The 14,949-nt window shown below is 52.3% G+C and carries 7 protein-coding genes; 3 read left to right on the top strand and 4 right to left on the bottom strand.

Annotation, left to right across the window (positions count from 1 at the left end; all coding sequences use genetic code 11):
- Window positions 1-51: 51 nt before the first annotated feature.
- Window positions 52-822 carry a DeoR/GlpR family DNA-binding transcription regulator gene (locus tag MKY64_RS01610; protein WP_340950599.1) on the bottom strand — a complete coding sequence of 257 codons (771 nt, stop codon included), beginning with the start codon at window positions 820-822 and terminating at the stop codon, window positions 52-54.
- A 1,205-nt stretch (window positions 823-2,027) separates the two neighbouring features.
- On the opposite strand from MKY64_RS01610, the gene MKY64_RS01605 reads away from it, so the two are divergent.
- From MKY64_RS01605 to MKY64_RS01595, 3 genes are all read left to right on the top strand, one after another.
- Complete coding sequence (locus MKY64_RS01605; protein WP_340950598.1) at window positions 2,028-2,996, top strand: metallophosphoesterase family protein; 969 nt, start codon at window positions 2,028-2,030, stop codon at window positions 2,994-2,996.
- A gap of 25 nt (window positions 2,997-3,021) precedes the next feature.
- Entirely contained in the window at window positions 3,022-3,930 is a 909-nt protein-coding gene (locus MKY64_RS01600) for a DMT family transporter (RefSeq protein WP_340950597.1), read from the top strand.
- 69 nt (window positions 3,931-3,999) lie between these two features.
- Window positions 4,000-7,155, top strand: coding sequence for a hybrid sensor histidine kinase/response regulator (locus tag MKY64_RS01595; protein WP_340950595.1), 3,156 nt, complete (start codon window positions 4,000-4,002; stop codon window positions 7,153-7,155).
- 95 nt (window positions 7,156-7,250) lie between these two features.
- Here the strand turns inward: MKY64_RS01595 and MKY64_RS01590 are convergent, their stop codons facing one another.
- From MKY64_RS01590 to MKY64_RS01580, 3 genes are all read right to left on the bottom strand, one after another.
- A complete protein-coding gene (locus MKY64_RS01590; RefSeq protein WP_340950593.1) occupies window positions 7,251-12,521 on the bottom strand; it encodes an S-layer homology domain-containing protein in 5,271 nt (1,756 codons plus the stop codon).
- Window positions 12,522-12,782: 261 nt separating this feature from the next.
- A complete protein-coding gene (locus MKY64_RS01585; RefSeq protein ID WP_339250612.1) occupies window positions 12,783-14,567 on the bottom strand; it encodes an aminopeptidase P family protein in 1,785 nt (594 codons plus the stop codon).
- Window positions 14,568-14,644: 77 nt separating this feature from the next.
- Window positions 14,645-14,797, bottom strand: a complete 153-nt coding sequence (locus MKY64_RS01580) for a hypothetical protein (protein ID WP_155991469.1) — start codon at window positions 14,795-14,797, stop codon at window positions 14,645-14,647.
- Window positions 14,798-14,949 lie beyond the last annotated feature (152 nt).

Genomic DNA, 14,949 nt, shown 5'->3' with positions numbered 1-14,949 from the left:
CTCACTTTACAAGTGTACGGATTGGCGCTATTTATATTGAACAACTCTGCGTTACGCCCCGATCAGCAGCTCAATATCCAGCCGGGCAAAGGTATCCTTCCATTCCGCAGAGCAGCCGCTGTCGGTCAGCACCATGGAGATATGCTCAAGCGGAGCGATCTGGGCAAAGGTAGTGATGCCGAATTTGGAATGGTCTGCGACCAGAATGGATTCCTCGGCCCGTTCCATCATTTTGCGGGAGATGAGGGCTTCCTCCAGGTGGTAGTCGGTGATTCCCTCCGAGAGCGAGATCCCTCCGGCAGAGATGAACGCCTTATTCACCTTGAACTGACCCAGCAGATCATGGGCGGTGCCTCCTACTGCCGCCTGATACCCTGCATTCACCTCACCCCCGGCAAAAATAACCTTCCCCGCAAACTGCTCCAGCGCACAATTCAGCACGGGAACAGAGTTCGTAATCACCGTCACCTGTGTACGGTCCTTAAGCGCGCGCATAATCTCAAGGGTCGTTGTCCCGTTGTCGAGAATCACCGTCTCACCGTCTTGAATGAGCGAGGCTGCCAGCTTGCCGATAGCCTGCTTGCCCGGCAGATGCATCTGGGCGCGCTTCATGAACGTAGGCTCATGATTCTCCGAGCGGATTCGCACCGCTCCCCCGTACACCTTGCGCAGCCGCCCTTCCTTCTCCAGCCGGTCGAGATCGCGCCGGATCGTCTCCGTCGTCACCCCGAACCGCTCCGCGAGAAAATGCACCTGCACCTTGCCCTCAAGGTCCAGCTGGGACAGAATCGTGTGCTTGCGTTCTTCATAGGTCAGCGACATCCAAGCTCCCTCCAATCGTTGTGGATTTTATATAGATTGTACTTTTATTTTTTCTATGATGGGATTGGCCGTGACACCAGAGAATAGTTGCCCCTCCAGCCGCTGTTGTCCCAGATTCCCTTGATTCAGCCATTTTTCGCGGGAGAAATCCGGTGACGGCTGCTGCACGAAAGTAACCAGGCCGTATGTATGCTAAAAACAGTATACATTCTGCTTACGCGAAGGTAATCAGGCCCGATGTATGCGAAAAACAGCATACATTCTGCTTACGCGAAAGTAACCAGGCCCGATGTATGCGAAAAACAACATACATTCTGCTTGCGCGAAAGTAACCAGGACCAATGTATGCGAAAAACAGCATACATTCTGCTGCACGAACTAGTAGAGCATCAGAATAAAACCCAAAATCTAACGGACCGGAGAGATCTTATCCCCGCGAAAACGCCACTTTTTGCGGCTTAACGGACCCAGTGGACCTTATAGTCTCTCTATGAGACATTTCGGAGTTGAAGTGCAAAGGATAAGGCCTGTGGAGTCCGTTACTCGCCCAATTGGCGACTTTCTTCCCAAATAAGAGCACCTCAGTCCGGTACGCTAAGCCAAACGCCCCTGAAGAACAAGGCCCTCTTGGAAAAAAGATGTAATTTGAAGGGGTATTGCGTCTGCTCCACTATTTTAAAATACGATAAGGTACTAGTTAGTAAACTCAAATGTATGTTGGGTATCTCTAGTCAAAATGTTGTTTCTAGTTTATTGATGTTGTTTTCACCAGTATATGAATCTGAATTCCACTTGTCAATGCGGACCCCTTACCACAGAAACATCCTTGGTAGATATGTGGGTATGACACACATTGTACTTTATACAGTAGATTACTCCAAAATCTTCCGAAAATTAGCCTCTACTGCACTTTGTGCACTAGAATTCTGCTAAGAAGAGGTTTTGAAGCTATATTAGTGAAATCTAATGTATGAACTACAGCAGAATGAGCTTTTGCCTAATCTCGTGCTAATTCTATTGCAGAGAATACAACCAGCACGAAATGAAGCTTGACAGAATAATTATCCGAGCCTAAAATCAACATGAAACAACATAAAGAAACACGAATCAACAACACATTGAATTAACAAACACCGCACTATTACATCACCACACGCCTTACCGCTTAACCCATAATCGGATTGACAAGAGAGGGGATTTTCCGCATGAACAGTAAATTATCATTTCGGCCAGACGGTACCTTCACCATCGTACAGTTCACCGACCTCCACTGGATGGATGGAAGAGCAGAGGATCAGCAGACCCGGGAGCTGATGGATCTGGTGCTGAAGGCGGAGCAGCCGGACCTGGTTATTTTCACAGGGGATACGATCTATACGGGGCCGGTCCGTGAAGGCGAGCTGACTTGCCAGGACCCCAAGCAGGCCTTCCGCGATGCCGTGGCTGCTGTAGTGAATTCCGGTGTGCCTTGGGCATTCGTATTCGGCAATCACGACACTGAGAACGGAGTAACCTACAGCGAGCTGATGGAGATTGCTCAGGAGTCCCCGCAGTGTCTGGCTGAAGCTGGTCCGGCGGAGCTTGCCGGTTCAAGCAATTACGTCCTGGAGATTGAGGGCGCGGGCAATCATGCGGGAGCCATCCTCTATATGCTCGATACGGGCGCTTACTCTCCGCTGGAGCAGATTCCCGGGTATAGCTGGGTCCGGCGCAACCAGATGGATTGGCTGGCAGAGCAGTCTGCGCGGCTGAATCCCGGAGAAGGTCAGGCCAAGCGGCCGGCGCTGGCATTCTTCCATATCCCGCTGCCCGAATATGACGAGATGTGGAACACCGAAGTCTGTTACGGACACAAGTATGAACGGGTCTGCGCCCCGGTTCTGAATTCAGGGTTATTCGCTACGCTCATAGAGATGGGCGATGTGGCAGGCACTTTTTGCGGACATGACCATATCAATGATTTCACCGGTACGCTGCATGGCATCCGCCTCAGCTATGGCCGGGCAACCGGCTATAATACTTACGGGCACGACAACCTCAAGCGGGGCGCGCGCGTCATCCGTCTAGAGCAGGACCATCCGTCCTTCGATACCTGGCTCCGGCTGGCAGACGGCTCCCGGTGCACTGAACAGCCTGCCCATATACCTCTCTCTGCTGCCGATTCACAACACTAACTACTTCCTGAGGGGTTGACTATCCATGCTGCTGCCAATTCTTTTGGTGCTGGCTTCCGGAATGTGCCACGCGGTGTGGAGCATGTTCACCAAAAGAAGCCTGAATAAAAGTATCTTCCTGTGGTCGATCATGATGGTCTCCACAGTGCTGCTGCTGCCGGTCCTGCTTATCGAGCTGTGGACACAGCCGCTGGCCGCCGGTGCTTACGCCCTGCTGCTGCTGTCTGTGGCGCTGCAGGCCTTATATTCCTGGCTTTTATCCATAACCTATGAGATGGGCGACCTGTCCCAGATCTACCCGGTAATGCGGGGGACAAGCACGCTGCTGATCCCGCTGATCGGCGTTATTTTTCTGAAGGAATCCTTATCTGTCTATGGCTGGATCGGGATCTGCTGCATGCTCGGCGGCTTCGCTGTCCTCAGCGGAATCGGCGCAAGAAGAAGCCTCCCGGCTTCATTTGGCCCTGAGTCTATGTCCGGCCCTGCATCTGCATCCGGCCCCGGCACCACCTTAGGCTACTACACACCGATACTCATGGCCCTCTGTGTGGGATTATGCACTACCTGCTACGTGTTCGTCGATAAGCTGAACCTTCAGCATATGTCGCCGCTGGCGCTGCTTGAGGTAACCAATATCGGCTTCGTGGCCGGACTGACCCCCGCGGTCCTGAGATCGCGGAAGCTGCTTGAAGAGTGGCGCCGCAACAAATTCACCATCCTGCTGGGCAGCGTGCTGAATCCGGGCTCCTATCTGCTGTTCCTGTTCGCACTTCAGCAAGCACCGCTCGCCCACATCAGCCCGCTGAGAGAGATCGGAACCATATTCGCTACGCTCCTCGGTGTGCTGCTCTTGAAGGAGCGGCAGGGCCTGCGGCGGATGATATGCTCGGTCGTCATTTTCTGCGGAATTCTGCTGATTGGCATCTGGGGGTAAGCAGGATAACTATCACAGATGTCGAATTGAAACCGTATGATGAAGATAACCTCGATGAGTACACACCTAATGAAGACAAAAGCCAGATTCAACCCTAAGCATGCTCTATTGCTGCTTCTCTACTTAACCATTCTGATCAGTCTGCGCGATCTGTGGTTCAATGCCAATACGGCGTCTGAGCATCCCGAGGCACAGCAAGGTGTGCTGGATATGCGGGGCTGGGACTTCGTGAATTCCCCGTCCATTCAGCTGGATGGAGAATGGGAGTTCTATCCCGGCCAGCTCCTGGGCTATGAGGATTCCGCCCTACTTGCTGCGGCCACACCGCATGTTGTCCAGGTTCCAGGTGACTGGAGCAGCGGCTTCCCGGAAGGGGAGCAATCCTCTCTGGGCTATGGTACATACAAGCTGCGTATCCTTATAGACCCGTCACAGACCGAATCTTACGGCTTCTGGATTCAGCGGATTCAGGCCACCTCCAGCATCGATATTAACGAGCAGAGAGAGACCAGCTTCGGGAAGCTGTCCACGGATAGCGGGGACTATATCCCTAAGGCGGTCTCTTACACCGCAGCCTACGAGAATCCGGGAAGACAGGAGATCGTTCTCCTCGTCCGGGCAGCCAACTACGACCATCCGCTGGAGGGCGGGATTGTGAGGTCGATCCGTTTCGGCTCCCAAGCAGCGGTGGATAGCGAACGAATGTATTCACTCGGCTTCCAGCTGGTGGCGTTCATGATCATGCTGCTGCATGCGCTGTATGCGGGGATTTTATTCTTTTTTAACCGGAAGCAGCGGGCGTTCCTGCTCTTCTTCCTCCTGCTGATGGCAGTAGCAACTACCATTGTAGCCGATAACGATACGATTCTCCTGCTCTGGTTCCCCATTAACTATACCTGGGCACTGAAGCTCAAAATGCTGGCCTACCCTGCGTTGTCCCTGTTCATGCTACTGCTGACGCGCAGCTTCTCTGCCTACGAGCGCCCCGGCCGTCTGTTCAAAATCTATCTGCTGGGTCTCCTGGTCTATACCGCCTATGTTCTGATCTTACCGGCACATTACGTGGTCTATGCCAGACCCTTCTTCTCCGTCCTCTACCTGCTTCCGGTAGTCGGAGTCATCTATTCTATCGGCCGGATGGTGATGCGACAGGAGCAGGATTCATTCTTCCTGCTGTTTGCTGCCGCCGCTATCGGCTCCAGCGTCATTGGCGGGGCCATGGAATCCAATGCCAAGGGAAGTATCCTGTATTATCCTATAGATGTCATTGCCGCAATTATTGGCTTCTCCTCCTACTGGTTCAAGCGGTACTTCCGCAATGCAGAGGAGAACCGGCTGCTCAACCAGCAACTGAAGGAGAGCGACCAGAAGAAGGACGAATTCCTGGCGAATACCTCCCATGAGCTGCGGACACCGCTGCACGGCATTATCAGCATTGCCCAGACTGTAGCCTCCAAGGAACAACAGGTGCTGGACGAACAGAGCTCTAAGGATCTGGAGCTGCTCATTACGATCAGCCACAGGATGTCCCTGATGCTTAACGATCTGCTCGATGTGACCCGTCTGCAGGAGAAGCGGATTGTGCTGCAGCGTGAGCCGCTGGCCATGGGTTCACTGGTCTCGGGCGTACTGGGGATGTTCGAATTCATGATCGAGGGCAAACGCCTGCAGCTGCGTAATGAGCTGCCCGCTTCATTGCCCCCGGTCTGGGGCGATGAGAAGCGGATTGTGCAGATTCTGTATAACCTGCTGCACAATGCCATCAAATACACGCAGGCCGGAACAGTCACTGTCTCCGCCGTTAACGACGGCAAGCTTGCTTGGATTAGTGTAGCCGATACCGGGGCAGGGATCGACAAGGAGACGCAGGCGCGGATCTTCTCGCCCTATGAACAGGGCAGCAAAGGCATCATTGACGGAGGCGGCATCGGTCTGGGATTAAGCATCAGCAAGCAGCTGACGGAGCTGCACGGAGGAGACCTTACACTAGACTCTGAGCCGGGAAAAGGGTCCGTGTTCACCTTCACTCTTCCGCTGGCCTCCTCTGCTGGGGCCCGGGAGAGGACAGGTCAGGATACAGATGCCGCAAGGCAGCCGGACAACCCGGATCTGAAGGGACTGCTGCTTGAGGAGAACCGGCTGCTATTACAACAGTCCGATATCCGCAATCTCACAGTCCCTGTAGAGTTAACGGCTCCGCCGCAGATACAGGACGCCTCTCAGTCGGCCAAGTCTCTGATCCTGGCTGTCGATGATGATCCGGTCAATCTGAAGGTGCTCTCCAGCATGCTCTCGGCAGAGCATTATCAATTGGCCACCGCCACCAGCGCCGGGGAAGCCTTGGAGCTGCTTGGCACCGAACCGTGGGATCTGCTGATCGCCGATGTGATGATGCCGTATATGTCCGGCTATGAATTAACACGGATCGTCCGGCAGCGCTTCTCCCTCTCGGAGCTGCCGATCCTGCTGCTCACCGCCCGCAACCAGCCGGCGGACATCTACACCGGCTTCCTGGCCGGAGCCAACGATTATGTCGCCAAGCCGGTGGACGCGCTGGAGCTGAAGTACCGGGTCCGCTCGCTGACCGGACTGAAGCAGTCCATCAACCAGAGCCTGCGGATGGAGGCAGCTTACCTGCAGGCTCAGATTCAGCCGCACTTCCTGTTCAACACGCTGAACGCGCTAATGGCGCTGAGTGAATTCGACCAGCCGAAGATGCGCGATCTCGGAGAAGCCTTCTCCTCCTACCTGCGCATCAGCTTCGATTATATGAACTCCCAGCAGCTCGTCGGATTATCCCATGAGCTGGAGCTGGTAGAATCCTATCTCTTCATTGAGAAAGCCCGCTTCGAGGAACGTCTGCAGATCGAATGGGAGGTTGATCCCGGCATCGAGCTGCTGCTTCCTCCGCTCACCCTACAGCCGCTGGTGGAGAACGCCGTCAGACACGGCCTGCTGAGCCGCAAAGCCGGAGGCAAGCTCCAGATCCGCATTCACCGTCAGGAGGGATACACCTCCTTCGAGGTGGAGGATAACGGCAAGGGCATGAGCGGGGAACAGGTGACCCGTCTGCTCGACGACACCTTCCGGGCCCACCGCGGCATCGGCCTGCTGAACACCAACCGGCGCCTGACTCAGCTCTACGGCGAAGGCCTCGTCATCCGCAGCCAGCCCGAAGTTGGCACTACAGTATCCTTTGTGATTCCTGAGCGGAGGCGGGAGTGATCCTGTAGTTATACAGCTCAGACTTTTGACCACAACACAAAGCAGCGATTCTCCAATATCGGGAGAACCGCTGCTTTTTTGAGTTTAGATATCATTCAGTATTTCAACTGATATAACCGGTAGATCAAGGCCGCAGCCTCTGCTTTACTGGCGGTCTGGGCAGGACGGAAGCTCTGATCCCCGAAGCCTTCGAACAGATGCATACTCTTGGTCAATGCCACACTGGATGCCGCCCATTTCGATATTTTGGCTCCATCTGTGAAGGAGGCAATCAATGCTTCCGGCTGGGTAACAGCCGATTTACCGTTATACGCTGTAAGTGCACGTGCAAGCATTGTTGCAATCTCTTCACGTGTGATGGTTGCCTCAGGGTCAAAAGCTGCCAGTGATTTGCCGTTAATGATCCCGGCTGCATAAGCCGCAGCAATCTCATCCGCATAAGGATTCGTTGTCTTGATATCCTTAAACGGCAAGACCACTCCCTCACCATTCAGTCCGTAAGCTCTGGCGATCATTGCCGCGAACTGCTCGCGGGTAATCTTGTCAGATGGAGCAAATGCTCCGCTTTCGTCCAGGATTCCCTTGGTCAACAGGTAATTGATCTCTTTCACTGCCCAGTGACTGGCAGGCACATCTGTGAATGCAGCAGCTCCAAGCATCACAGTGTACTTGCTGAAGTGTCCTCTCGGCGCAGTTACAGTTTGAGTAACAGGATCATATTTACCCCCAACCGCTTCCCAGGTAAGACTCTCCTCATTCAGGACGTACACGGTCAGATTCTCCAGATTCGCCTCCGAATATTTCGAAATATCAATGGCTGACACATCAAAGGTCACATCGATCGGCTTAGCGAAGCTCTTCACCGGCTGGCCGCCAACAGAAGCACTGAATTCCATCACTGGGATGTTAGCCAGCGGTTCTGCCTGACGGGGTTTGTTAATCACAGCATTCTGTACAACTTCTGCTGCCAGATTAATCTTCTGGCCTGCCTCAACCTTACCGAAGGTATCCGGCTCAATGGTAAATGCCGTCTGATCCATTTGAATCTTCAATCCGGCAATATCATTCTCCCGCACCAGGGTAAGAATCTCGGAGGGAAGCGTGGTGTTGAGCTGATGAATCCCTTTATCCACCGGAGGTACCTTCACCGTCAGGCTCAGCTTCAGGTCAGCAGCTGTTCCGGCCCCAAGCTTGCTTGTCAGCTCTCCAGCGACTGAAGCTAATGCCTGCTTGGCCGTTTCAATCTGTGCGCTGATGAATCCCGAATCCAGCTGCGAAGAGACGGCGTTTCCTGCTACAGTTACATTTTCTTTGGCAATTGTAGCTTCGCCAGCCTTGTTCAGCGCGGCCTGGCTGGAATGAATAACAGCATCCTTCAGCTTCTGAACCTCTTCAGCCTTGATGCCCTGCGCGTTATTCAGCACCGCAGCCGCATTATTAATAAGGGCCTGGGCAACCTCTACTGCCTTGCTGGAGCTATCCAGCTTGTTCAGTAAATAAGGCGCACTTCCTATCAATTGAGTAATTGAACTCACAATCTTCTGTTTCTCTGCGGAATCCTGAATAGTTCCCAGCAGCTGCGCTGCTGTATCCATGGCCAGAGACAGACTCTTACCGTTCTGTTCAGCCTGTGCAGGCGTGTTAGCCGATTTGAGTGACTCGGCAATGCTGGACAGCGCATTCTGGGCCGCCGAAGCCTTCTCTGCCGCAGAGCCGGAAGTATTCTTCAGCAAGTCCTGCAGCTTGTCATTCTGCTGCTGAACATTCGCGTCATTCCCTGTTGCCGCAGCCGGAGCCGGAGCAGCCGGTGTTGCTGCTGGTCCAGGTGCTCCCGGCCCGCTTCCTCCTGGTGCCGGTGCAGGATTTGGATTCGTACCGGTGTTGCCGCCGCTACCACCATTATCGCTTCCCGGCGGGTTCGGGGCCGGATTAACCACAGTACCTCCAGACGACTCCAGGATTACTTTTTTGTCCAGGGTATAGGTCTGTCCATCAATAGTCATCGAAGCTTTGATCACATAAGTACCGTCCGTCAAAAATTTGTTATCTGCATAATTATAAGAGACCGCCATTAGCGGGTAGCCTTGTATCGTCTCTGTAGAGAGCACTTTCCCCGCTTCGTCCTGAAGCTCATAGGTAGCCTTGTCCGGGTACAGGCTCTTGCTGCCTCTGCTTGATCCGCCATTGGCAACCAGAATTTGCGGCTTCTTGATTTGTCCGATGGAGTTGCCTGCCGTATCGACCAGTCCAATCTCAAGCAAGGTCGTACCTGCGGGCCGGATTAATTTTCCATTCTGCAACCCTACAATATCCAGCCCTTTCAAGGCCGGTGGCGCAATCTGGGTTAGTGTGCCAGCTTGCAGCGTTCCAGGTGCGAAATGAATATCGTACTGGTATTCGATGGCACCCTTGATTTGGTCTACAGATACTACTACATCGCCAGGGGTAACTTGTACCTGATTGGCATTGAACGCATAGCCCTGGAGTGTCGATTGGCCCGCAGTTGTATATTTAACCGCATAGATGGTCCCCGATTCAGGCGCCACCAGCGTAGCCAGCGCGGACGCACTATCATCCATCGACAAGCTATTGTCTCCTGCACCGATTACCACCTGATCATGGTATACAAAAGTGTCCGACCGGGTATGTGCCAGCATGCTGTAGGTTCCTTGAGTTGCGTAGAAATAATTCTCACCTGCAGGATTACTGTCGATCACATAAGGAATGTAATCAGCTCCTGGCAAATCCCTGCGCACTACATACAGCTCGTCTGTCGGCTGATCTAATAGAACCTTGCTGACTTCCTGAAGCTCTTGTCTTGCATCCAGCACCAGCGAATAATCCTTGCCGGGTTCTGTGTTAATGGAGCCATACATGTAGTAACCATATTTGGACTCAACTCCATTATGGCTTCTGTTGTAGCGTATGAAATCAACATCTACGGCAGAAGGAGAATCTACTACCAGGAATCCCTGTGATCCGGGAGTGCGAATGTAAGAAGAGGCGGTAGCAGAAGTTCCGTCGCTTCTTTTCACTATAGCCTGGATATTCGCATTATCGAGCGGAATCCCGCCCGCATAGTTCCCGCCTTCCGCCTTATCGAGACCCCGTACACGGATGACAGCCTGCGATTGCGGATCAATGATCGCTACGTACACACTTTTAGCTAAATAATCAGTCTTCTTAAAATACAGCTCACCTATATAAGAAGCCTTGTCAGCCGGAATGGTGAACGTTCCCTGCTCATCGGTGGTGCCAAGCACCTCCTCATAACGGCGGATCTGCACTCCTGCCACCGGTTGCCCCTGGGCACCCGTATCATGCTGGCGTACAGTAATCGTTACCTTCTGCGCCTGGTCAACGGTCAGGTATGGCTTGTCTACCAGATCCACCAGCTTGCCGTCATTGCCTCTAATCTCAATATCCAATTCGTTCTTCGGCAGAACCTTCAGCTCAGCCTCACTCAGTAAGTCCCCCTGAACATAACCATTATTTATCCAGGTGTTTGGGAATAATTGAACCTTATACGTGCCTGATTTGGCAGGCTTCCAATTCCGCATGTTGATTCGCTGCGGATTGCCTTCCTGTTCCTCAGTAGACCAATACAGAGAGTCATCCGAGATCACTGCACCGCTCTCATCTGTGATGACCAGCTTATAATTACTGCTGAGATCAAGACGATTCTCGTACTCATCTGTCACCTTCACCAGAACATCTACACTCTCGCCCAGAACTACCTGATTGCGGAGTTCAGCCTCGTCATAATAATTGGAACCCGGAACCCGGAAGCTGATTCCGGCCTTATAAGTACTGCCTCCACGGATCGTATACTCATCGTCAACCGGAGTGAAGTATGAACTCAATACAAGTTCATTCGGGTTGCTGTTAGAATCCGCACCGCCAAAAGTAGTGTTTGCCGTCAAGCGGTGAATTTCTTCACCCTTAGGTACATACAGATGATCGCCTACAGCAAGATTCATACTGATCTGGTTATAGTTATATCTTTCGTTCAGATAAGAGATGTTTATTTTACCACGTCCCATCCCCATAGCCGGTATCTGAAGTTGCAGCTTGCTGAAATCCCGGGAATGTCCATCATAGAATATTTCATGTTTTGCTTCAGTCGGCGTGATTTTATTGCGGAATAAGATATTGACGCCGGTATCACGATTTCTAGCAAGCGACGTGAATTCATATTCCTTATTCTTCTCAAGATAGATACTTTGCCCGAAAAAGAGCTTAGCACCTCTCGCATCGCCAATCTGCTTGTACCTGGTATTATCAATGAGAGAATAGTTCTCTACATATACAGGCTCACCGTCCAAGGAGGCACGGAAGCTGATCCGGCTGTAGTCACTGGCATCTTTGATGATTTCTTTGTGTAGCCCGTCTTCCGTTGCGTACAATGAAGAGGCAGGAAGCTGGAACATGTAAGCTTCACGGTCCTCAGTGGCTATATAAGCTTTATAGTCTCCAGACACCTCTCCCGTTCTGAATACCAGCACCGTATATCCCGGTACAGCAAACTGATTCACCATTCCACTGAGTCCGGAGTTAGTCAGGAACGGCTGAGTGAACAGCTTCCCCTTGGCATCCAGATAACGGACAGCCACCATATATGTACCCGCTTGCTCCCGGTCAGTTACATAGATAGGCTTAGCCTCATACTGTTCGCTTCCCTGCTTAAGCAATACGAACATTACCGGACTATTCATAGATAATTGATGATTATCCCTAAGCTGAATCTGTCCGTTCGCATCCGTGGTATAGTTGTAAGACTGATAATTCATCCATACCGCCACAGACCCATTCACAAGCGGAACACCATTATTCAGGATGGTAAGCCTTACATTCTTATCATCGCTGCGGATCTCCGATTGTGTAGCACTTTCATATGTATTGGAATCCTTAGTCATCCGTTCTACAGAGATTTCAATCCCCGTAGCTGAAGGCACCCGGATGCTCTGCGGGGGTGTCACCACCAGCCCCTGCTCGCCCGTATATTCGGCATGAAGAGAATATTCCTCACCGGCAGCCAGCCCTTCAAAAGAAAGATAATTGTACTCCATAGAAGTATACACTGCATCCAGCACAGTCAGCTTGGCTTCACTTCTCGCCTTCACCTTACTGGCTATCTGGGCATCTTCTTTCATAAGTACGAACTTAACCTCATTTAGAACCTTAAGATCGCTATAAGTCACATCTACTACACTATTGACCGTAATCCTTTGTGTCCCGTCCGGGAGCCTGTCGTTAGAGACTACCCCTGCCCTGAACGGGGCGGCTGATACCTCAAGCACACTTAAAAACGATAATAATACGACCATAACCATGGAAACTGCCGTTCTTAATTTCTTCGAATACATATTCCATCTCCTTCTCCCCAGTTCAATCCATACACTTTAACTTATAGTTAGATTATTACTCCCTCCCCAGTTAATCCTATTCAGAAGACTCACAACAAGGATGTTACATTTTTTTCGCGAAAATGTCTATTACTTCCTTAACAGGGTCCCGGAAAGTTAACTTTACGCCGGGTTTTTGTCATATTTTGTCTGAAACAAATTCCAAAAACATATAAAAAAGACGAAGACCCCAAGGTCTCCGCCGTTCAATTCTGCTATTCCTCACAACACCAAATCCCCCGTCTCCCGCTTCAGCCACGCCCGATGCTCCTCATCCAGCAGCGGAGCCAGCTTATCGTACACCTCAGCATGATAATGGTTCACCCAATCCAGCTCCTCGCTGTTTAGCATAGACGGCTCAATCGCCCGGAGGTCTATCGGTAAATAACAGAGGTCTTCAAATTTCAGGAATCTTCCGAACTCCGTAGTCACATCCTCCGTAATCAGCAGCGTGTTCTCCGTACGGATCCCATGACGGCCTTCCTTATAGACTCCCGGCTCTACCGTAATAATCATCCCAGGCTCCAGGCGGACCTCATTCGGCTTGAAGCTGAACCGCTGCGGCTCTTCATGCACATTGGAGTAATAGCCCACACCATGTCCGGTTCCACACTTATAATCCAGGCCATTATCCCACATCGGCTTACGGGCAAGAATATCGAGCGTAGATCCGGTGGAGCCATAGAGGAACTTGGCCGTAGAGAGCGCAATCACAGACTTCAGCACTAGTGTAAAATCTCTCTTCTCCTCATCCGTCAGCGCGCCAAGCACCAGCGTGCGGGTAATGTCAGTCGTCCCGTTCAAGAAGTGTGAACCCGAGTCGAGCAGATACAATCCCTTAGCTTCCAACAGCACCGGATGGTCGGCGGACGGCGAGTAGTGCATCATCGCAGCATTCGCGCCGTAGGCAGAGATACTGGAAAAGCTCAGCTCAGCGAATAACGGCTGCTGCCGGCGCAGCTCCAGCCCCTTCTGGTCTGCTTCCACCTCTGTCACCGGACGCACGGGGACGGTCTCCTGCAGCCATTTGAACAATCCTACAAGGGCAACGGCATCCTTCAAATAGACATCACGGATATTACGGATCTCCACCTCGTTCTTAATCGATTTAAGGGCCACCACAAGACCCGGCGCTTCCATAATAAAAGCGGATTCCGGGATGGCAGCCGCCAGGCTATATCCGGTTTTATTCGGATCGTACAGCACCGAAGCCGCTTCCGGGAGCGCCTGCAGGAACGGAAGGATGTCCTCATACTCCTTGATCTCCACTCCATCCCTGGCCAGCGTATCCTTATCTTCCGGGGTGGCCTTATGTCCTCCGGCGAACAATATTGCGTTATGTACCCCTACTATGGCAAAAGCAGTCACATACGGATTGAACGGGATATCCCGTCCCCGGATGTTGAACAGCCAGCACAGATCATCCAGCGCGGACAGCACATAATAATCAGCGTCCTTACGCTTCATCGCCTGCCGGACCTGCTCCAGCTTATCTACCCGGCTGAGGCCCGCATACTGTTCATCATGCAGCATTAGCGGCTCGGCCGGAATGGCCGGTCTGTCCGTCCAGATCGCCCCTACCGGGTCGACGTCTGTAATCGCCTGAATCCCTTTCTCCGCGAGCTTGCCCTGCAAGCCCTTCATAGCGGATACGGACAGCGTTCTGCCATCTACCGCCATACGTGCGCCTTGCGGCAATTGCTCTGCCAGCCATTCATCCCATTGCGGGACGCCCGGTTCAGCCATACGGAACAGACGGATGCCCGAGCCTTCCAGCTCCCGCTCCGCCTGAATGTAGTACCTGCCATCCGTCCACAAGCCAGCATCCGTTAGCGTGATCACAGCCGTTCCGGCGGAACCGGTGAAGCCGGTAATCCAGCGGCGGCTTTTCCAGTGCTCCCCCTCATACTCACTGATGTGCGCATCCCCGCTTAATACCACACAAGCCTCTATCCCGCGCTCCGCCATCCACTCTCTTAACTTATGTACTTTCTCCTTAGGCAACATATCCGCCACTCCTTCTCTCTATCTAGTCTACTGAATTATCATACACCTGCATTTCCTATAAAAAAAGATGAAGACCCTCAGGTCTCCATCGTCTCATTATCCTCTTTCCGTACCAGCTTCCGCCGCTGCTTCCCCTTCTTCACCCACAGCCGGTCCTGGTCATCCCGGTAGAATCTGATCCCGAACAAGCGTAACGGTGTCCACACTTCCCTAAAATAATAATTAGGCATGGTCCATTTCTCCCAGACTATAAATAGATTTGCTCCTAATTATAGACCGGGATACCTGGTTTGTTTGTCGCATTGTGGAAGGAGAGCCTTAAGGTTACCGCCTATTTCCCAAAATCGCCTTATCTGCGGAACCAGCGCATGATCTGCTCTAG

Origin of the sequence: Paenibacillus sp. FSL R7-0210 (assembly GCF_038009085.1) — a bacterium.
GTDB lineage: Bacteria > Bacillota > Bacilli > Paenibacillales > Paenibacillaceae > Paenibacillus_AQ > Paenibacillus_AQ silagei.
This window is presented reverse-complemented; position numbering and strand designations above follow the sequence as displayed.